Here is a 20777-nt window from a genome sequence, read left to right as displayed (position 1 = left end):
TGGTGGATACGTGACCAAGCCGACCTACCCGATTGCCCCGCGCTCCGATATTGCGGACACCTATCACGGGACTGTCGTGCCCGACCCGTATCGCTGGTTGGAGGATTCCACGGACCCCTCCACGCGTGTTTGGCTTGAGGCACAGGCGCTGCTCATGCAGGAAGAGCGCGGTGGCTGGACGATGCGCGAGCAGTTCGCCGAGCGCATGGAGCTGTTGCTGGGCGCTGGCACGATTTCACCGCCGTACTACCGCGGTGACCGCACCTTCTTCCTGCGCCGCCTGCCTGGCGAGCAGTTCGCCTCGCTCCTGGTACGCGAGAACGGTGAGGAGCGCACCCTCATTGATCCGATGGCGCTTGATCCCAGTGGCCTCACGACTCTCGACAGCTGGCAGCCCACCAAAGAGGGCGACCGAATTGCGTATCAGATCTCCGTAGGCGGAACAGAGGAGTCCGTGCTCTATGTGATGGACGTTGCAAGCGGCGAGATTCTGGATGGTCCACTTGATCGTTGCCGCTTCTCACCCATTGCGTGGCTGCTTGGTGGTGACGCCTTCTACTACGTGCGACGCATTGCACCTGAACTCCTGCCACAGTCGGAACAGAACTTCCATCGTCGCGTCTATCTCCATCGCGTTGGATCCGATGAAGATCAACTGGTGTTCGGTGCTGGCATGAACAAGACGAACTACTACGGCGTGCACGTCAGTCGCGACGGCCGATGGCTGGAGATCAGCGCATCTGAAGGCACCGAGCCACGCAACGATCTGTGGGTTGCAGACTTGCACGAGTGCTCCCCCGAGCAGCCATCGTTCACCCTTGTGCAGGGTGATGTCGATGCGCAATCCTCGATTTCCTTTGGGCGAGATGGGCGCATCTATGTTTCCACTGACCTTGATGCGCCTCGCGCACGTCTTGCCTTGGTTGATCCGAACGACTGGTCCAACTGGACTGATCTCATCCCAGAAGATCCCGGTGCAGTGTTTGACTCCTTCGCCCTTCTCGACGGCGACGAACTCGAGTTTCCAATGCTCGTGGTTTCCAGAACCCGTCATGGGGTCGGCGAAATGGCATTGCACCGAGCCGATGACGGAAGCTTCATAGAGCAGATCGCGTTGCCGGGTGCCGGCACGACAAGCGGACCCATCGAGCACATCGATGGCGGCCCCGTCATCTGGTTTGTCTACACCGACCACGCAACAGTTCCGCATGTGTACCAATTGGATGGACGCACCCGCGAGGTGACGCTCTTTGCATCGCCACCTGGGGCAGTCGACGTCCCCAAAGTTCACTCATCGCTTGTCACCTACGAATCGCCAGATGGCACGGTCGTGCGAATGTTCATCATCTCGCCGACACAAGCACCCGATAGACCGCGTCCCACAGTGTTGTACGGCTACGGCGGCTTCGGAATTGGCATGACACCGGGCTACTCCGCTGCCACTTTGGCCTGGGTGGAGGCCGGAGGCGTCTGGGCCGTTGCCTGCCTGCGAGGTGGCGGTGAGGAAGGCGAGGAATGGCACCGCGCCGGCATGCTGGATCGCAAGCAGAATGTCTACGACGACTTCCATGCAGCTGCTCGCTATTTGGCGGTCGAGGGCTGGACCACCCCACAGCAACTCGCGGTCTACGGCGGATCCAACGGCGGCTTGCTCGTTGGTGCAGCAATTACGCAGGAACCCACGCTCTTCAATGCCGTGGTCTGTGTCGCGCCCTTGCTCGACATGATTCGATACGTCGAATCCGAGCTCGGACCCACGTGGACAGTTGAATATGGTGATCCGAGCGATCCCGAGCAGTTCAAGTGGCTCATCAACTACTCCCCGTACCACTGCGTGGATGAGTCGGTCGATTACCCCGCGACAATGATTGCAGTGTTCGACAACGACACGCGCACCGATCCGATGCATGGGCGCAAGATGGCCGCCGCATTGCAGGCCGCTACGTCCGGTGACCGTCCGATCCTGCTGCGCGCTGAAGGAGATGTTGGTCACGGTGCACGCTCGATGAGCAAATCTGTTCAGGAATCTGCTGAGACCCTTGCCTTCATGGCAAGGTGGACAGGAATGCAGGTCTGACGATGCCGATGATTACGCTGGCTGAAGAGCAGTCCACTTGGGATTCCATCTGGACCACCATCACAGAGTGGCCTTGGAACATCCCCTTCAAGCTGCTGATCATTGTGGTGAGCGCCGTCGTGGCACAGCTGGTCATCACGCGCGCCATTCGAAGAATCGTTGCCAGCATGGTGTCCAGGTCCCGTGCCCCCCGTACGAGCGACTTGAGATCGCTGGACAGCACTTCAGAACTGACCGCTGTCGTCATGACTCAACGCACCGAGCAGCGTGCCCAAGCTATGGGTGCGCTCCTGCGCAGCATCTCGATCGTGACGATTTGGACAATCGCAGTGCTGACGATGATGACGACCGTCGGCATCAATCTGGCTCCACTGCTCGCCAGCGCCGGTGTCGTAGGCGTGATTCTCGGCTTTGGAGCACAGCAACTGGTGGCTGACTATCTCGCCGGCATCTCGATGATCTTTGAGGACCAACTCGGGGTCGGGGATGTCGTCAATGTCGGCACCGTCACAGGAACTGTCGAGGATGTGGCACTGCGCTGCACTCGCATTCGCGATTTCGACGGAACTGTCTGGTACATCCGAAACGGCCAGATGGCATTCGTCGCCAATCAATCCAAGGGCTGGACGATCGCACGCATCGATTTCCCACTTTCGTACGACGCCGATCTGGAGCAGGTCCGAGCAGTGATCGACGCCGAAGGCCAGCGCATGAGCGCCGATCCGCAGTACGACCGGATTCTGCTTGACGCTCCCTCGTATGCCGGAGTGGAAATCGTCCGAGGCGATGCAGTCATCATCCGTATCGTGGCCAAGACGGCCCCCGAGCAGCAGTTCATTGCAACGCGAGTGCTGAGGCAAGCCATGAAGCAGGCACTGGATGCCGCAGGCATCAAGATGCCGGTGCAGACCGTACGCTTTGCGCAGGATCCGCGCGGCGATCATCCAGAGACTCCGATGCAGCCATGACTCTCTGCTTGGTAACAGGAGCTACCGGTTACGTCGGAGGACGACTCATCCCCGAGTTGCTCGAACGAGGCTTCACCGTGCGAGTGCTTGCGCGATCGCCCGAGAAACTGCGTGACATTCCTTGGGTAGGACAGGTCCAGATCGTCAGCGGCGACGCATTGGATCCAGCATCAGTCGTGGAAGCACTCGATGGTGTCGATGTCGCCTACTACCTCCTGCATTCGCTCCAGCAAGGTCCGCAGTTGGAGCAGACTGAGCTTGCGATGGCACAGACCTTCGCCACGGCCGCGCAGCAGCAGTCGGTCGGCAAGATCATCTATCTGGGCGGCCTCGTTCCACCGTTGAGCGAGCAGGACATGTCACCTCACATGCGGTCGCGCATGAAAGTGGGGCAGGCTTTGCGGGCCTCTGGCGTGCCAACCATTGAGTTGCGTGCCGCTGTGATCATCGGCTCTGGTTCAGCTTCCTTCGAGATGCTTCGATACCTCACTGAGCGCCTGCCGGCGATGATCACTCCACGATGGGTACGTACGAAGACTCAACCCATTTCGATCCGCGACGTCTTGCGCTATCTGGTCAGCTGCGCAACCCTGCCCCCAAGCGTGAGTCGCTCATTCGATGTCGGCGGACCCGACGTGCTGAGCTACCAGCAGATGATGCAGCTCTACGCAAAGGTCGCCGGACTCAAGAAACGCATCATCCTTCCAATCAACCTGCTCTCCCCAGAGCTCTCCAGTCATTGGGTGAATCTGGTCACTCCAGTGCCACGATCAATTGCGCGACCATTAGTGCGCTCGTTGAAGCACGCGGCCGTTTGCTCCAACGATGACATCAAACAGTTCGTGCCCGACCCGCCCGGAGGGCTGCTCACCTACGAACAGGCGGTAGCAGCTGCACTCGCGCGTGTGCGGGATGCCAAAGTTGCCACTCGCTGGAGCGGCGCAACTCTGACCAATGTGGCAAGCGAGCCACTTCCCAGCGATCCGGATTGGGCTGGCGGAAGCCTGTACAACGACGTGCGTGAACTCAACAGCTCAGCGTCACCAGAGCAACTGTGGCGTGCTGTGGAGCGCATTGGTGGAGACCATGGCTGGTACGCGGGCAACTTCCTTTGGGGGCTGCGCGGCCTTCAGGACAAGCTCATCGGCGGAGTGGGGCTCCGCAGAGGTCGACGCGACCCAAATACGGTCATGATCGGCGAGCCCCTGGATTTTTGGCGGGTGGAGGAACGCGAGTACCCGTCTCTGCTTCGCCTGCGCGCAGAGATGCGACTGCCTGGCCGGGCCTGGTTGGAATTTCGGGTATCAGCCAAGGAAGACGGCGGATCTACCCTCAGACAGCGCGCTGTATTCGCACCGCGTGGACTCGCGGGGCACATCTACTGGTGGGCAGTTGCTCCGTTCCACGCATTCATCTTTCCGCCAATGGCGCGCGGCATCGTGGAGCATGCGGAAAGTACGCCTGAGTCATCAGGCACAATCGACAAGTGACAACCGAACCCACGCCATTCGAACTCTTCGGTGGTGCCGACTTCTTTCGCAGTCTCGTGCATTCCTTCTACTCCAAGGTTGCGACTGACGAAATCCTTCGACCCATGTACCCGCCAGCTGATCTGGGACCAGCCGAAGATCGGCTGCGCATGTTTCTTGAGCAGTACTGGGGTGGCCCCAAGACCTACGGGGAGTTACGAGGTCATCCGCGGCTACGCATGCGGCATGCTGACTTCCACATCGACTCTCGTGCAAGAGATCGCTGGCTTGTGCTGATGCACGCTGCCCTGGAAGAGCAGGACATTGCCCACGAGTACGGCCAGGAACTTTGGGAATACCTCGCCTCAGCGGCGTTCGCAATGCAAAACGTCGATGACGATCTGCCTCCACAGCAAAGCGGCCCGCAGAGCTAAGGGGCGCTAGGAAGCGGGCTGCTCCAGTGCTGCTTCCAGAATCGCACGGACATCATCGGCGATCTCACAAGAGACGCCGCCAGATGTGGCAACCATCGTGCTCTTGGCTTCGAGTGAGACCCGACCCTGCTCGTCATAGAGCACATAGTTGATGTCGTAGGACTTGGTGCCAATGCGCGAAACCCAGGCGTCAATCGGCACGAGCTCAGAGCCATGAAGAAGTGAAACCTTGTAGTTGATCTCCATCTTGGCAACAACCTGCCCGAAAGAAGCAGCACGCTCCTTCATCAGGACATTCTTGAGATTGACGCGTGCTTCCTGAATGAATTGGCTGTAGTTCACGTTGTTCACGTGACCTTGCCCATCAAGGTCGCTGATGCGCCGCTGCATCATGAGTCGTACGACAGTCATATCTACCCTCGGGTCAGTTTGCGGTACGTGGCGCGATGCGGACGAGCCGCTTCTGCACCCAGACGCTCGACCTTATTGGCTTCGTAGCTCTCGTAGTTGCCTTCGAACCAAAACCATTCAGATTCACCCTCGTAGGCCAGAATGTGTGTGGCGATACGGTCAAGGAACCAGCGATCGTGGGACGTGATGACTGCGCATCCTGGGAACTCAAGCAGTGCGTTCTCAAGGGATCCGAGAGTTTCAACATCGAGGTCGTTCGTCGGCTCGTCAAGCAGCAGCAGGTTGCCACCCATCTTCAACGTGAGAGCCAGATTCAGCCGGTTGCGCTCACCGCCTGACAGCACCTTGGCGGCCTTCTGCTGATCGGGGCCCTTGAAGCCGAACACTGAGACATAGGCCCGGGAAGGCATTTCCACGTTTCCAACCTTGATCCAATCAAGGCCGTCAGAGACGATCTCCCACACGTTCTTGGAGGCATCCAAGCCGGAGCGGTTCTGGTCAACGTATGAGAGTTTGACGGTCTCGCCGATCTTGAGCTCACCTGATGTGGGCTGCGCATCGATGTCGCCTTCGCTCGTGGCTGCATCAACGATCATCTTGAACAGGGTCGTCTTGCCGACACCGTTGGGACCGATGACGCCGACGATGCCGTTGCGCGGCAGAGTGAAGCTGAGATTGTCGATGAGGATGCGATCGCCGAAGGCCTTGGTAAGACCATTGGCTTCAACCACAACTGCGCCCAGACGAGGGCCGGGTGGAATCTGAATCTCTTCCATGTCGAACTTGCGTGCCTTATCGGCCTCGGCTGCCATCTCTTCATAGCGATCAAGTCGGGCACGGCTCTTGGTCTGGCGTGCCTTGGCATTTGAGCGGACCCATTGGAGTTCGTCGGTCAGGCGCTTTTGCAGCTTGACGTCCTTTTGGCCTTCGACCTTCAGACGAGTGGCCTTGGTCTCCAGGTAAGTGGAGTAGTTGCCCTCGTATGGGAACGCCCGGCCGCGGTCGAGTTCGAGAATCCACTCGGCAACGTTGTCCAGGAAATACCTATCGTGCGTGATGGCAATGACGGTGCCTGGGTATTTCTCGAGGTGTTGCTCCAGCCATTGCACACTCTCGGCATCAAGGTGGTTGGTCGGTTCGTCAAGCAGCAGTAGGTCGGGTTGGCGAAGCAGCAGTTGGCAAAGCGCTACCCGACGCTTCTCACCACCAGAAAGCACGCCGATCTCAGATTCGCCGGGTGGGCAGCGCAAGGCATCCATTGCCTGCTCGAGTTGCGCATCCAGATCCCAGGCGTTCTTGTGATCGATGGCCTCCTGCAACTGGCCCATCTCAGCAAGCAGCACGTCATAGTCAGCATCCGGGCTGGCCAGCTCAACGGAGATCTCGTTGAAGCGGTCAACCATCCCCTTGATTTCCGAGACGCCATCCTGAACATTCTCAAGCACCGTCTTGGTCTCATCAAGCTTGGGCTCCTGCTGCAAGAAGCCGACTGTGAAACCCTCCATGAGCATCGCTTCGCCATTGGAGACGTCATCCAAGCCGGCCATGATCTTGAGCAAGCTGGACTTGCCTGCTCCGTTGGGGCCGACCACCCCGATCTTGGCTCCGGGCAGGAACGAGAGGGTCACGTTGTCAAGAACGACCTTGTCGCCGTGCGCTTTGCGCGCCTTACTGAGGGTATAAATGAACTCGGCCATATACGCCAGCCTAATGGCCTGCCAATATGGCCGAGTTCAGAGCCAGAGCCGCTAGGCGCTGACGGGAACCTCGCTCATCTGGTCCGAACCAAGCCGTTCGAATTCCCCCATGATCTCGCCCGTCTCTGGATCAATCCCCTCAGGAACCTCATCAAGCTCAGCAATCGCCAGTTCTGCGCCTTGCAGGTCGGCAATGAGCCGCTCCTCGCTTTCGACAACGGCCTGACGCTTGACCCGACTGAACGTTGAGATTCCGCGAGCCAGATCTGGCCCAACCGAGCGAGCTTCAATGTCCTGGTAGCGAATGCGATGCGATGACTCCCCGCACGGACGTTCCACCTCACGAGATCGCAATCTGCCGTGCACAACGATCGGCATGCCCTTGGTCACTGACTGCACGACATTTTGAGCCATGTCGCGCCAGCAGGAGACGCCGAAGTAATGGGTGTCGCTGTCGACCCAGCGATCCGAGCCTCGGTCAAAGCGACGAGGGGTACAGGCAATACGGAATGAAGCAACGGGATCACCTGCCGCGCTGAACCTCAGCGAAACATCGCTGACCACATTGCCCACGACGGTAAGAGTGATGTCGTGCATAGGACCTCCTTGAGCGGATCGAGATAGTTCTCGATGTCGCAACCATGCAGAACCATTCACCGACTGTGAACCGATCAACTGGCGGCTGTGGACACGATCCGCAATCTCGAGCAACGTTCACATGCGGACTAGTCGGCGCTGCGTTGGAAGCCCCCACTCACGACCACGGAGTCAGCATCGCGAGCACGGGCATCGTCAAAGACGACATTGCCTGCGCTGCGCACCGTGATGTGGTTGACGTAGACACCTCGGCCCTGCCACAACGCTTGATTGGCTACTTGCACGCGCACCAGCAACTTCGATGATCCCTCGGGTGGCACCGGAAGACTCGCAATCGCGTTGGACCAGCCAGGCTGATTCAGGCCAGTGAATGTTCCGACTGCGTGCCTGACCACAGAGTTGCCCTGGCGAAGGGCGAATGGCAGTGGCTGCCAGCTTTGACCTTGATCCACTGAGGTCTGAAGAGTTCCCAATTGCGCCTGAGGTCCGGCTTGCGAGGGGATGAGTCGGTACCAAAGGTTGAAATGCAATTGTGCTGACCGATCATTCGAACCAAGCTCGACCGGCACAGTCAGTGTGGAAGCTTGAGTGCGCACAGCCATGTCGAGCGGGCTGGTCGGCATGCCAGAGAACCACGAGTACTTCCCCTCAAGAGGGCGCACCGCGACAGCTCTGGCGACATCATCGGCAACCGCTCGTCGTTGCGGATTGTTTCCGTAGGAACCTGTCCAAGTGCGAGTCGGATGCACGCGATTGGTCAGCAGGATCACGAATGTGTCGTCGACCGGGTTGATGACGATGCTCGTACCTGTGAATCCGGTATGGCCGATCGTGTGCAAGGTGTCCATTGCGCCGAAGTAATCTGGGTACTGGTTGATCTGCATGATCAGGCTGTGACCCTCGCCTGGATATGCCCTGTTGTAGTCGCGGAAGAATCCATCAGCCCACGCTCGAGGCACGACTCGGACGCCGCCGTAACTGCCGCGATTGAGAATCATCTGGCTGAAGATCGCCAAGTCATGTGTCGTGGAGAACAGTCCTGCGTGACCAGCAACTCCGCCAAGCGCCCAAGCGTTCTCATCGTCGACTGATCCCCACACCATTCCCCGAGCCGGCTCCAGCGGGGGCACTTGATACTCGGTGGCCGCGATCCGATACCGAAGGCTGCGTGGCGGGTTGAACATAGTGTTGCGCATGCCCAGCGGGCCAGTGATGCCTTCGCGAATTACCCGGCTCAAGCCGTACCCAGTGACGCCTTCAATCACTCGCTGAAGGGTCAAGTAGTTCACGTCCGAGTAGAGATATTGAGCTCCAGGTGCGGCAATAGGCACGGTCGCCATAACCGCAGCCCACCGCTGCTCGTTGCTGGTGTACACCGGACTCCAAAGTGCGGGCACCGGATCGGCTGGCAGACCAGAGGTGTGGGTCAGCAGCATGCGGATGGTGATGGAGCCTTTGCCGGCCTGTGCGAACTCGGGCAGGTAGCGCGCAACAGGTGCTTCCAGCCTCAGTCGACCGCTAGCCATGAGCTGGGTAGCAGCCGTCGCGGTGAAGGCCTTGGTGAGGGATGCCAGATCAAACATGGTGCGCTCGCGCACGGGTAACCATTTGTCGCGTGGCAGTTCACTTGATGCATTCGCATATCTCAGCGCGAACCCGGTACTGAATGACTCAGCGATCACCCCATGTCTGGCGGCAACGACTGCGGCTCCCGCATACGCCGGATGGCCGTAGGACTGCGTAGCCAGGCCCTCATTTACATCAGGCCTGATCTGATCAAGGTACTTGGGAATGAAGCCAGCATCCTGCGCAGAACCTTCGATGAGCTGCGCATTGCTGACCGTGTTCGCGCCCGCTGACATAGGGCCAGCAGCAACCAGGAGGACGAGGATCAACGGCGTTGCGATGGCCACTCGAGCGCGCACGCAAGCAAGTATCCACAGCACCACAGGATCTACTCCTCAGACCCTTCCCCGCGCTAACCCGCCGAGTTGATGGCCTCGCTGACCGCTCGCGCCATTTCAACGGCAGCCGGGCTGCTTGCGATAGATGCCACATTGAAGCCCAACGATCGGGCTGCATCGGCCGTCGTTGGACCCGAGACAATGACCGGAATCGACGTCCTGGTACCAAGATGCTGTGCAACAGCACGCGCAGCGCTCGGGGAGCGCAAGATGATCGCACTGATATCACCGCTGCGAAGCAGCGAGGTAGAAATCGGCTCTGGTCGCACCACGCTGGTTTCATAGACCACACCTTCGGTGATCGACCATCCACGACTCGCCAGACCTTCGGGAAGGGCCCGCATTGCAATGCTCCCGTGCGGGAACACCAAGGTGCCAGCCTTCGTCGGCAACTCCGCCAAGAGACCCGCTGCGGATGGCAATTGCGGCATCAGATCAATCGATGCACCAAGTGCGTGCAGACTTTCGGCGGTCTTGGCGCCAATTGCTGCTACCCGCATCCCCTTGGATTGCGCTTCGGCGAGGACGCTGACCAATCGGTCACGTCCGACAAGTGACGCCCAGCTTGGCATTGCGATCTGAGAAGTGACCACAAGCCAATCGACGCCTTCTGCCATTTTGGACAGAAGAGTGTCGGCATTTGAACGCGAGAGCGAAGTAGACATGTTCAGGTATGAGTCGGTGATCGACCCGAGTCCGAGTGCAGCCAAGGCATCACGGTCGGCTTCATTGTCATTGGCGCGTACAAGGAGCACTGGATTGATGTCGCTGGCGAGCACGAGTTTTGAAGCAGCAAACAATCCCATCCCCCGTGCAATGGCGATCGAATTCGATTCGACGCTACGGGTAAGCCGAACTCGAGCATGCTGGTTCTCGTCGAAGAGCTCTGCAATCAGTGTGAGTTCTGCGCCGTCGTACGTGGCGTACGCACCGATGGCAGTCGTGCACTCAGCTGAGATACCGACAAGCACTTCACGCTCAGCGGCAGTGGTCAGTCGAGCAAACCGATCCTGCAGTCGAGCAAGAAACGCGACCAGCGGATCTCCTTCGCGGCACTCAACTGCAAGTGCGCCTTGGGCGGGGGCAGGAACCACCACCTCGGGATCAAATACCTCGCTTATGACATCTGTGCGCCCAATGCGCGCGATGCCCGCATATGCCAGCACGACCGCGTCGATATCGCCGTCGAGCGCCTTGCGGATTCGGGTGTCGATATTGCCGCGAATCGGCTCGATCCTCAGGTCAGGACGTTTCGCCAGCAGCATCGCTGAACGTCGAGGTGAGCTCGTACCAACTCGAGCGCCCTGAGGCAGAGTCGCCAGAGTCAGGCCATCTCGGCAGACCAGCACGTCTCGGGGATTCTCGCGTTCAGGCACAGCTGCCAACACGATGCCGGCTTCCGGTGCGCTCGGCAGGTCCTTGAACGAGTGGACGATGACGTCAACCTCACCCGCCAACAACGCACGACGAAGAGTTGAGACAAACAGTCCTGGATTGCCTGGCTGATTGAGCGATGTTGTCGTGTCATCACCATCAGTGCGGATATGGACTTCTTCCCACGGCCGCCCGGTGATCTCGGAGAGCGCATTTCCGACCGTAGCCGATTGCGTGCGGGCGAGCAGACTTGCGCGAGTGCCAAGTCGGATCGGATTAGCCACGGGCGTCGAGGTCAATACCAAAGAGCGTGTGAATCGCCTTCTGGTAGTCCGCGAAATCTCCGGTGCGGGCAAGCTCCTGCGCGCGAATTGAAGGTGTGTGCAAGATCGTGTTGGAGACTCGATGAAGGGCACGGGCAACTTCTTCGGCTGTGTCGGCATCAACGCGGGTGCGGATGCGCTCCATCTCCTCATTGATGATCGACATGACGTGCGTGCGCATGGCAACGACCGCGTGATCAGCGCTGCGACCGGACTCGGTGAGTTCGAATTCGGCTACGGCCTGCAGCACGATGTCCTGTGCTTCAAGGATCGCTGAGGAATGCTCACGCGGCGCGAACTCGCGAATGACTTCCAGATTGATGACATCAGCCCACGCACACTGCGCTACTTCAGGTGCAACATCCGGAGTAAGCGCCAGATCGATGATGGGAATCACTGGGATATCGCCAGACCCGCGCAGGCCTCGGGCCGCCACCATCACTGACTGGTCCACGAGATATTCAGAAGTGCCACTGCACGCGGCGATGAGTTGCGCATCAGCGATGGCCGCAATGAGCTGCTCGCTTTCGACTGGGACAAGTTCACGCGAATGCGCAAACTGTGCTGCACGACCAGACGAGGAATACACATGGATGTCCACGCATCCCAGCTTTTGCAGTGCCGCCGTGACCACGCGCGCATAGGAACCGGTACCAAGAATCAGGGCACGACGGCCTGCGAGCGAGCCATAGCGCTGCTCAGCAACATCCAGGCCCACGCTGACAATCGAACGGCCGGCCGCACCGAGTCCGGTTGAACTCGTCACCGCTTTGGAAGTCGCGAGTGCGCGCTGCAGGAGCCGCTCAAGTGTCGGTGAAGTGGTTCGCTCTTCCTGGGCTGTGGCAAGGGCTTGGCGAACCTGTCCGGCGATTTCGTCCTCGCCAACCACCATCGACTCCAGGCCAGATGCGACGGAGAAGAGGTGCTGGCCCACGGCTGTGCCCACAAGTACCCGCATGGCATCGACAACGAAATCTGGATCAAGGCGCGCCGCCTGCGCGACAGACGCGGTGGTGAGTTCGACCGCATCATGAAAGCGCTCGAGATCGAGATAGATCTCGAAGCGGTTGCAGGTGGACAGCACCACAGCACCATTGATGTCCGGGCTGGATTGGGTCAGCTTCCGGGCCAAGCCCTCTCCGGCGGCCGTAAGTCGTGAGACTTCGTCGAGGGTGACGTCATGATGGCTCGCGCCGACCATGACCATCACCATGCTGTGATTCTAGGGCCGAGCACGCCCAGCCATCGCGCGGAACCTTGCTCAGACGCGCTTCTACTAAGTTCTAGGCATGACTTCTCCAGATGGACTGCCTGCGCGGCACCCACTGATCGGCGGATCGACTTCCAATTCGGCTCTGATCACGGCATATCGAGGCGGACGCCCCAAGACTCGACCCATTTGGATGATGCGACAAGCAGGTCGTTCCCTGCCCGAGTACCGCGCGCTGCGCGAGGGCACAGCGATGCTGGACTCCTGCCTTCGACCGGACATGGTGGCTGAAATCACACTGCAGCCGGTTCGCCGCCACAAGGTCGATGCCGCCATCTTCTTCAGTGACATCGTTATTCCCTTGAAGCTCGCGGGCATCGACGTCGACATTGTCGCCGGGGTCGGGCCAGTCATGGGCGAGCCGATCCGAACTGCTGAGCAGGTCAAGAATCTGCCAGAGCTTGACCCTGCGGCCTTGGCACCGATCATCGAAGCAATCGGCATCCTGGTCGCAGAGTTGGGCCCGGTGCCGCTCATTGGCTTTGCCGGAGCCCCCTTCACTTTGGCTTCATATCTTGTTGAGGGTCGCCCCTCACGCGAATACCTCCACACCAAGGCACTCATGCGTGAGGATCCGCAGACTTGGCACGCACTGCTTGCCTGGGTAGCCAAGACCACGGGTGTCTTCCTTCGCACTCAAGCCATTGCGGGAGCAAGCGCCGTGCAGTTGTTTGATTCCTGGGCTGGCGCGCTCACTCTCGATGAGTATCAGACATTTGTCGCACCCCACTCAGCCGCTGTAATGCAGCAAGTTGAAGACCTGCCCGTTCCACGCATTCACTTCGGCACCAGAACCGGGCACCTGTTGGTTGCGATGCGCGACGTGGGAGCCACTGTCGTCGGCGTCGACCAGTTCACGCCGCTCGATATGGCAAACGACCTGCTTGGCGGTAGCACCGCGCTGCAAGGCAACATCGATCCAGAACTGCTTGCTGGACCTTGGGATCTCTTGGCTGCCAATGTGCGAGATGTCTTGAATCGCGGGCTCAGTGCACCCGGCCACGTGGTCAACCTTGGTCACGGCGTGCCACCAGACACTGATCCTGATGTGCTGACGCGCATGGTCGCTCTCGTGCATGAAGAAGGCTGACGCGTGACCGATCGTCATGATGTCGTCATCGTTGGCGGCGGCGCTGGCGGCCTTATGGCCGCCTTGGAGGCTTCCAACGCGGGACACTCTGTGCTCCTGCTCGAGGCCGGCAACCGACTAGGCGGAGCGGTCCAAGGAGTGAGCCTTGGCGGGGTGACAGTGGATGTCGGCGCGGAGTCGTACGCCATCACCCGCCCGGACACCTCGGCACTAATCGAGCAGCTTGGACTCACGCACCTCTCGGTTGAACCGCGCAGATCTGACTCACGCCTGGTAGTCCCTCATGGCACCTTCGCCATGCCGCACGCACTTCTGGGTATTCCCACCAACCCACTGGCACCTGAGGTTGTGGCGATCATCGGCAAAGACGCCGCTGAACTCGCTGCGCAGTTGGACGAGCAGCAAGTGCCGAAGGAGTGGGATCCAGCACTCACGCTGGGTGCGCTCGTCCGTCAACGTCTCGGTGATGCGGTCGCTGACTTGATCACCACTCCAGTCGTTGGCGGAGTACACGCACTGCATCCTGACCTTGCCGAAGCCGAGGCCATCAGCCCCGGAATCACGTCGGCGACTGTCAAGCACGGCGGGCTTGCCAATGCTGCGATGGCAATGCGTTCTGCTTCGGGGATTCCGGGTTCAGCCATCCGCGGACTGCGCGGAGGGATGTCCGTGCTTGCTTCCGCTGTGATTCAGTCACTTGAAGCCAGCGGCGTGGATCTGCGCACTGGCGTAACTGTGCTCAACGTTTCGCAAAGCGGAACGCAGTGGACAGTGCAGACAACTAGCGGCGTCTTCACTGCAGACCAGGTCGTCGTTGCACTTGATGCGCGCAGTGCAGCGAGTGTGCTGACGGCAGTTCCTGAAGTCCACGAACCACTGAGTCAGATGTACGTCGGTGACGTGATTGTCTTCGCTGCCGTCATTTCGTCCGAACTTCTCGACCAGGACCCGCTCGGCTCCGGAGCATTGATTGCACCAAGTACCCCAGGCCTGCGGGCCAAGGCCATCACCCATGCGTCGTCGAAGTGGGGGTGGATCCGCGAGTCCTATGGCCCAGGACGACACATGATCCGGCTGTCCTATGGACGCGACGGAGTAATCCAGGAATCCCTCAACGAATTGCCAGACATCGCGCACGCCGACCTGGAACTCTTGCTCGGCAGCTCTCTCCCAGTTTTCGAGGACACCTACGTGGCGCGCTGGAGTGGGTCTCTTCTGCACCCTCGCGTAGGGCACCGAGCCAAGGTCGCGCAACTGCGCGCGGCAGTCGCCGGCACCCCTGGCCTTTCGGTGGCCGTGTCTGGCATGGCCGGCAATGGTCTAGCCGGCACCATCGGGCAGGCTCGCGCCTCTATCGACAAGGTGCGAAACTGAGGCATGGTCACTTCTGATGTACGAGTCGCTTCGGCGCCCAAGCTCACGGCGCGCGAAGCCAACGAGATCATTCGCTACACCTGCTGGACTGCGTTCAAGCGCATAGGACAGCCGAGCGCCTTGGCAAGTGAGGAACTCGAGCAACTCCTAGCCAAGTGGGCAGATCTGGACATCGTGGTCCGCGGGCTCTATGACATCTCCGGGATGCGCGCCGATGCTGACGTCATGACATGGATCCACGCCTCAAGTGCGGACGCCATTCAGAAAGCGCTGCGCGACTTGCGTCGCAGCGAGCTTGGGAAGTCAATTGAGGTCACCTGGTCGGGCATGGCCATGCATCGACCAGCTGAGTTCAACAAGTCTCACGTTCCCTCGTTCATGTTGGGCAAGGAGCCAAAGGAGTGGGTGTCGGTCTACCCATTTGTGCGCTCATATGAGTGGTACCTGCTGCCCGAGGAGGAACGCCGCGAAATGCTCTTCGAGCACGGCATGATGGGTCGCGACTATTCGGGCATTCAGTCAAACACCGTTGCTGCCTTTGCCCTGGGTGACTACGAGTGGGTGCTGGCCCTTGAGTCTGATGATCTGGATGAAATCGTCGACATGATGAGAACTCTTCGCTCTGCAAAGGCTCGCCTGCACGTACGTGAAGAAGTGCCCTTCTTCACGGGTCGGCGATTGGCAGCAGCCGAGTGGGTCGACAGCCTTCGATGAGCTATGACGCAATCCTGCTTGCCTCATTTGGCGGGCCAGAAGGTCCAGACGACGTCATTCCCTTTCTTGAGCGAGTGACGCAAGGTCGCGGCATCCCGCGCGAACGGCTCGACGAGGTCAGCCAGCGCTACCAGCGCTTCGGTGGGGTCAGTCCGATCAATCAGCAGAACCGCGAGCTGATGAATGCCTTGCACCATGAACTGATGGATCGCGGGATCGATCTGCCGATCTACTGGGGAAACCGCAACTGGGATCCCGACTTCACTGATGCCATCCGCACTCTCGACGAAGATGGCAGAACCAGGGTGCTGGCAATCGCGACAAGCGCCTACCCGTCGTACAGCGGATGTCGTCAGTATCGCGAGAACATTGCTGCTGCACTCGACGAAGCAGATGCTCCGCAGATCAGCGTCGACATGGCTTTCCCGTACAGCAATCGACATGGCTTCACAGCCCACGTGATTGAGGTGCTGTCCAACGCGCTTGTCTATCTCGTCAATGACAATCACCTTGAAGCTGCCATCGATGTGCTCTTCACCACCCATTCCCTACCCACTGCAAGTGCCGAAACCTCGGGTCCGGCGCCGCATGTGTACCCGGGTCTGTACGTGAAACAGCACGAGTCGGTGATCGCTGACGTGATGCGCGTTGTCGGCATTGCCACAGGCCTGCACCCGCGAAGTCGACTCGTCTTCCAGTCGCGCAGCGGCGCTCCCGAGACACCCTGGCTCGAGCCTGACGTCAACGATGCACTTCGCGAGATCGCTGCCCAAGGACAGACCACAGCTGTCGTGCTCGTACCCATCGGTTTTGTCAGCGACCACATGGAAGTGATGTGGGATCTCGACACTGAGGCGATGGGCACTGCCGAGGAACTCAACCTCGCCTGTGTGCGAATCCCGACACCCGGGATCTCGCCTTCATTCGTCAGTGCACTCGCCGATGTCATAGAAGATGCACGGCTGGGTGAACCAACGCGCACTGATCTCGCCGGCCTTTGCTCGGGCACGTGCTGCCCCAACCCCCGATCAGAATTGCCGACGATCCCTGGGGTCTAGGCTCCTCAGCATCATGAACCTGAACGAGCGGCCGCGGCGACTTCGTCGCACTGATGCCCTGCGTACGCTCGTCCGACAGGTGCACTTGGATGCTGGCAACTTCATCCTTCCGATGTTCGTGCGCGAAGGCGCGATCGAGCCAGTGGCCATCGGTTCGATGCCAGGCGTTGTGCAACATTCACAGTCATCGCTCGCGAAGGCCGTAAACGATGCAGCTGCTGCAGGTGTCGGCGCAGTCATGCTCTTCGGCGTCCCGTCAACAAAGGACGCCAATGGCGATGCGGCCTGCGATCCACACAGCATTCTGGCCAATGCGATTCGATGGACCAAAGCCGAACTCGGCGATGCGATGCCAGTGATCGCAGACTTGTGTCTTGACGAGTTCACTACGCATGGTCATTGCGGGGTGCTCGATGCACACGGAACCGTCGACAACGATGCAACCCTGGCTCAGTACCAACGCATGTCACTCACCCTTGCCGATGCTGGCGCCGACATCCTCGGATTGAGCGGGATGATGGACGGGCAAGTCGGGGCCGTGCGCGAAGCACTCGACGCTGCCGGATCAACGGACACTGTTCTTCTGGCGTATGCCGCCAAATTCGCAAGCGCCTTCTACGGACCCTTTCGTGATGCAGTGGAATCAAGTCTCGAGGGCGACCGTCGCTCCTATCAACAGGACCCAGCGAACGTGACCGAGGCGATCCGTGAGGTGCGGCTGGATGTTGCCGAAGGCGCTGACATCGTGATGGTCAAGCCCGGGCTGCCGTATCTGGACATCATCGCCAGAGTTGCCAATGAAGTCGACGTTCCCGTCGCGGCCTATGTGGTGTCTGGAGAGTCGTCAATGATCGAGGCCGCCGCCGCTGCGGGAATGATCGACCGCGAACGGGCGATCTTGGAAACCCTCACCTCAGTCAAGCGCGCTGGAGCCGACATCATCGCCACCTACTGGGCAACTGAGGTTGCCCACCTGCTGAATCGATAGCCAATGACAACTTCGCAAGAGTGGTTCAACCGTGCGCAGAACGTGATCCCCGGTGGCGTGAGCTCACCAGTGCGGGCCTTTCGTTCGGTTGGCGGAACACCTCCGTATGTGGCGAAAGCGCACGGCTCTCGCATCACTGATGTCGAAGGAAAGACCTACGTCGACCTCGTTGGCGCATGGGGACCAGCAATCCTTGGACACGCCAACTCGGACGTAGTAGCAGCAGTGACCGCAGCAGCGCAGGACTCCTTCTCCTTTGGCGCTCCATGCCCCCCTGAAGTCGAACTCGCTGAAGCCATCGTCGATCTGGTCAATGCGATAGAGAAAGTCCGCTTCACGAACTCCGGCACCGAGGCCGTGATGACGGCCCTGCGCATTGCACGCGCTGCAAGCAATCGTTCCGTCATTGTGAAGTTCGCCGGTTGCTACCACGGTCATGCCGATTCAATGCTCGCTGCGGCTGGCTCTGGCGTTGCAACCCTTGGCTTGCCGGACTCCCCGGGCGTCACGGCAGGTTCCGCGCAAGACACCGTGGTACTCCCATACGGTGACGTCCCGGCTCTGGAAGCGCTATTCAATCTGCGAGGGCAGGACATAGCAGCGGTGATCACCGAGGCGATTCCCGCAAACATGGGAGTCGTGCCACCGCCACCGGGCTTCAACCAGCGAATTCGAGATCTCACCGCGCAGCATGGTGCGCTGTACATCTTCGATGAAGTCATGACCGGATTCCGGGTTGCTGCCGACGGCTGGTGGGGCAAGGAAGGCAAGCAGGAGCAGTGGACCCCCGACCTATTCACCTACGGCAAGGTCATTGGCGGCGGCATGCCACTTGCTGCTGTCGGCGGTAGCGCAGCGATCATGGATCTGCTGGCTCCTGCCGGTCCCGTGTACCAAGCGGGAACGCTCAGCGGCAATCCACTTGCCACCACGGCAGGGCTTGCCACCCTGAAGCTTTGCACTTCAGATGTCTACGAACATCTCGACGCAACGGCCAACGCCGTTGCGAACATCGTCAGCGCGGCTTTCACCAAGTACGGGATCGAGCATCAGACGCAGATCGCCGGCAACCTCTTCAGCTTCTTCTTCACAAGCCAGGAAGTGAAGAACTACGACGATGCCAAGACTCAAGACACTGCAGTCTTCGGCAAGTTCTTCCACGCAATGTTGGAGAAGGGCGTGTGGCTGCCACCGTCGGCCTATGAAGCCTGGTTTGTGTCAGCAGCGCACGACGACGACGATCTTGCGATCATCGAGAAAGCAGCGAATGACTCGGCGAGATCAGCCGCCGAGTAGGGGGTGCTTCTAGGCTTCAATGATTCGCTGCTGCTGGGCGCGCAGTGACATGACAAGGGCCACGATCCAGCCGATGATCGTCCAGCCCAGCAGCAAGTTGACCCAGAACACCGACCAGTGCGGAACGTCGCGGACAGCGGCGATCGCCCAAGGCAACATGTATCCGGCGCTCAAGAGCGCAACGATGACGGCTACGACCTTGGTTGTAGTCCATGAACGCTTTGCGGGTTCGATCTGAAACTGGCTCATAGTGGTCGATCGTATGCGGCGGTCATCGTCAGCACTGATTGACTTGGCACCCACGTTCCCCACGTTCAACACGACAAGAAAGAATGACCACCGCACGCGCCCGTAGCTCAATGGATAGAGCAACAGGTTTCTACCCTGTCGGTTGGGGGTTCGAGTCCCTCCGGGCGCACTTTTTGTGAGGAAATCCTGATAACACATGCCACAGATGGGCCCAACTTGTACAAACGCTATACAAACCCCTGCATACCGAGACTCTCCGCAATGGCATTGGCCGCCGTCTCTTGGGGTCCCTGAAGCAGGTGCCCGTACACATCTGTCGTTGTCCGATGACTGGCGTGCCCAAGCAATTGCTGAACCTGAGTCGATGACACATTTGCCATAGCAACTGTGGCCGCGTAATGCCTGAGCCCGTGAAAGGACGTTTCGTACCCAACCTTGCGAGCATGATTCTTGAGTTCGCGCCGTTTATTGTGAGGGTCACTCACAGTTCCAATTGCGGTGGGGAAAACCAGGTCGTTGTCCTCCCAGGCCAGGGCCGCAAGACGATTGGCTGCAATCTCCACTCGCTGCTCGCGCAAGGCCTGTACCGCTGCCGGAGTCAGACGGATGCTACGAACACGCCCCGTCTTGGTACGCCGCCCGATGACAGTCTGCCCGGCACGATTCACGGTCAGGGTTTGCGCGAGAACCCAAGTCCCAGCATCGAGGTCCAAATCCGACCATTTCGTCGCCAGGCCTTCACCAACCCGAGCACCAGTCGACACCAAAAGCACCAGGAGGCGACCAAGTGCCGTTCCTTGAGTGCTTTCCAGGAGGTCGCGGACTTCCGTCGATGTCGGCACAACGATGGGCTTAGGCGGCCTCGCGTTCTCGGGCAGTCGAGCGTGTCGGACGAGGTTTGTGCTGAGGACTCGGGATGCCACGGCATCGGACATACAAGCGGACAGCGCCTTCTTTACGTTGCGAATTGAGTTATGCGAAAGTCCGGCCTCCGCAAGCCGATCGAAGAGACTTTCCACCATTGGAGTGTTGAGCGCGGCTAAGCGCACTCCACCGATTGAAGGGAGCACATATGACACGAGACATCGCTCGTACTCACGAACGGTCGATTCCCGTCGTCGTAATCCAGCGCGATCAACCAGCCAGTCCTCAACGTAGCGCGCAAGCGAGACATTCTTGTCCACTGCGATCTCGCCCGTTCTAACGCGCGAAAGCATCGATTGCAGCAACTTTTCCGCACCGTTCTTTGTCTTTGCAGATCGACGTACGCTTTTGCCTGTGATGGGATCCTGGATCGCTGCGATCCAAAGCCCATCACTTTTCCGCTTGAAGACGCTTCCCATTCCGTTGGCGCGCTTCATTTCTTGCCTCTCCCCTGTTTGCCCGTCCTTCTCTTAGCGGGCGGCTGGCCATGGACATCTGCG

18 protein-coding genes and 1 tRNA gene are annotated in these 20777 nt (G+C 59.6%); 11 read left to right on the top strand and 8 right to left on the bottom strand.

All coding sequences use genetic code 11. The features are described from left to right. The first annotated feature begins 10 nt into the window (after positions 1 to 10). From Q8M73_12495 to Q8M73_12480, 4 genes are read left to right on the top strand one after another with little or no spacing between them, the layout of a single operon-like run. Positions 11 to 2077: a prolyl oligopeptidase family serine peptidase gene (locus Q8M73_12495; protein MDP2289369.1), complete on the top strand. Its 2067-nt coding sequence runs from the start codon at positions 11 to 13 to the stop codon at positions 2075 to 2077. Positions 2078 to 2079: 2 nt separating this feature from the next. Beyond that, positions 2080 to 3045: a mechanosensitive ion channel family protein gene (locus tag Q8M73_12490; protein ID MDP2289368.1), complete on the top strand. Its 966-nt coding sequence runs from the start codon at positions 2080 to 2082 to the stop codon at positions 3043 to 3045. Further along, positions 3042 to 4535: an SDR family oxidoreductase gene (locus Q8M73_12485; GenBank protein MDP2289367.1), complete on the top strand. Its 1494-nt coding sequence runs from the start codon at positions 3042 to 3044 to the stop codon at positions 4533 to 4535. Before Q8M73_12490 ends, Q8M73_12485 begins: the two co-directional genes overlap by 4 nt. Continuing rightward, positions 4532 to 4948 carry a globin gene (locus Q8M73_12480; protein ID MDP2289366.1) on the top strand — a complete coding sequence of 139 codons (417 nt, stop codon included), beginning with the start codon at positions 4532 to 4534 and terminating at the stop codon, positions 4946 to 4948. The genes Q8M73_12485 and Q8M73_12480 overlap by 4 nt, the downstream gene beginning before the upstream one ends. A 6-nt stretch (positions 4949 to 4954) precedes the next feature. Here the strand turns inward: Q8M73_12480 and Q8M73_12475 are convergent, their stop codons facing one another. The 6 genes from Q8M73_12475 to Q8M73_12450 form a co-directional block, all read right to left on the bottom strand. Then, positions 4955 to 5359, bottom strand: a complete 405-nt coding sequence (locus tag Q8M73_12475; protein MDP2289365.1) for an acyl-CoA thioesterase — start codon at positions 5357 to 5359, stop codon at positions 4955 to 4957. Between the two features lie 2 nt (positions 5360 to 5361). Next, complete coding sequence (gene ettA / locus Q8M73_12470) at positions 5362 to 7056, bottom strand: energy-dependent translational throttle protein EttA (protein ID MDP2289364.1); 1695 nt, start codon at positions 7054 to 7056, stop codon at positions 5362 to 5364. A gap of 51 nt (positions 7057 to 7107) precedes the next feature. Next, the gene (locus tag Q8M73_12465; GenBank protein ID MDP2289363.1) at positions 7108 to 7653 is read right to left on the bottom strand and encodes a single-stranded DNA-binding protein; all 546 of its coding nucleotides are present in this window, start codon (positions 7651 to 7653) and stop codon (positions 7108 to 7110) included. Between the two features lie 128 nt (positions 7654 to 7781). Further along, positions 7782 to 9578: a serine hydrolase gene (locus tag Q8M73_12460; protein MDP2289362.1), complete on the bottom strand. Its 1797-nt coding sequence runs from the start codon at positions 9576 to 9578 to the stop codon at positions 7782 to 7784. Positions 9579 to 9631: 53 nt separating this feature from the next. Then, complete coding sequence (gene hemC, locus Q8M73_12455; GenBank protein ID MDP2289361.1) at positions 9632 to 11290, bottom strand: hydroxymethylbilane synthase; 1659 nt, start codon at positions 11288 to 11290, stop codon at positions 9632 to 9634. Beyond that, entirely contained in the window at positions 11268 to 12527 is a 1260-nt protein-coding gene (locus Q8M73_12450) for a glutamyl-tRNA reductase (protein MDP2289360.1), read from the bottom strand. The genes hemC and Q8M73_12450 overlap by 23 nt, the downstream gene beginning before the upstream one ends. A 76-nt stretch (positions 12528 to 12603) precedes the next feature. Here Q8M73_12450 and hemE point away from each other — a divergent pair, with 76 nt between their 5' ends. Genes hemE through hemL form a run of 6 tightly spaced genes read left to right on the top strand, consistent with a single transcriptional unit; the run spans position 12604 to position 19104 of the window. Continuing rightward, the gene (gene hemE / locus Q8M73_12445) at positions 12604 to 13674 is read left to right on the top strand and encodes a uroporphyrinogen decarboxylase (protein MDP2289359.1); all 1071 of its coding nucleotides are present in this window, start codon (positions 12604 to 12606) and stop codon (positions 13672 to 13674) included. A gap of 3 nt (positions 13675 to 13677) precedes the next feature. Next, positions 13678 to 15048, top strand: coding sequence for a protoporphyrinogen oxidase (hemG, locus tag Q8M73_12440; protein MDP2289358.1), 1371 nt, complete (start codon positions 13678 to 13680; stop codon positions 15046 to 15048). Positions 15049 to 15051: 3 nt separating this feature from the next. After that, entirely contained in the window at positions 15052 to 15762 is a 711-nt protein-coding gene (locus Q8M73_12435) for a chlorite dismutase family protein (protein ID MDP2289357.1), read from the top strand. Continuing rightward, positions 15759 to 16820: a ferrochelatase gene (locus Q8M73_12430; protein MDP2289356.1), complete on the top strand. Its 1062-nt coding sequence runs from the start codon at positions 15759 to 15761 to the stop codon at positions 16818 to 16820. Before Q8M73_12435 ends, Q8M73_12430 begins: the two co-directional genes overlap by 4 nt. A gap of 13 nt (positions 16821 to 16833) precedes the next feature. Continuing rightward, the gene (hemB, locus tag Q8M73_12425) at positions 16834 to 17808 is read left to right on the top strand and encodes a porphobilinogen synthase (protein MDP2289355.1); all 975 of its coding nucleotides are present in this window, start codon (positions 16834 to 16836) and stop codon (positions 17806 to 17808) included. Between the two features lie 3 nt (positions 17809 to 17811). Then, positions 17812 to 19104 carry a glutamate-1-semialdehyde 2,1-aminomutase gene (gene hemL, locus Q8M73_12420; protein MDP2289354.1) on the top strand — a complete coding sequence of 431 codons (1293 nt, stop codon included), beginning with the start codon at positions 17812 to 17814 and terminating at the stop codon, positions 19102 to 19104. Between the two features lie 9 nt (positions 19105 to 19113). On the opposite strand, the gene Q8M73_12415 is transcribed toward hemL, so the two are convergent. Then, the gene (locus Q8M73_12415; protein MDP2289353.1) at positions 19114 to 19353 is read right to left on the bottom strand and encodes a superinfection immunity protein; all 240 of its coding nucleotides are present in this window, start codon (positions 19351 to 19353) and stop codon (positions 19114 to 19116) included. 96 nt (positions 19354 to 19449) lie between these two features. Between Q8M73_12415 and Q8M73_12410 the strand changes: the two genes are divergently transcribed. Then, positions 19450 to 19522, top strand: a tRNA-Arg gene (locus Q8M73_12410). Positions 19523 to 19580: 58 nt separating this feature from the next. On the opposite strand, the gene Q8M73_12405 is transcribed toward Q8M73_12410, so the two are convergent. Continuing rightward, positions 19581 to 20570: a site-specific integrase gene (locus tag Q8M73_12405; protein ID MDP2289352.1), complete on the bottom strand. Its 990-nt coding sequence runs from the start codon at positions 20568 to 20570 to the stop codon at positions 19581 to 19583. Positions 20571 to 20777: the final 207 nt, after the last annotated feature.

Source organism: Actinomycetota bacterium (assembly GCA_030684515.1).
GTDB lineage: Bacteria > Actinomycetota > Actinomycetes > S36-B12 > S36-B12 > UBA11398.
This window is presented reverse-complemented; position numbering and strand designations above follow the sequence as displayed.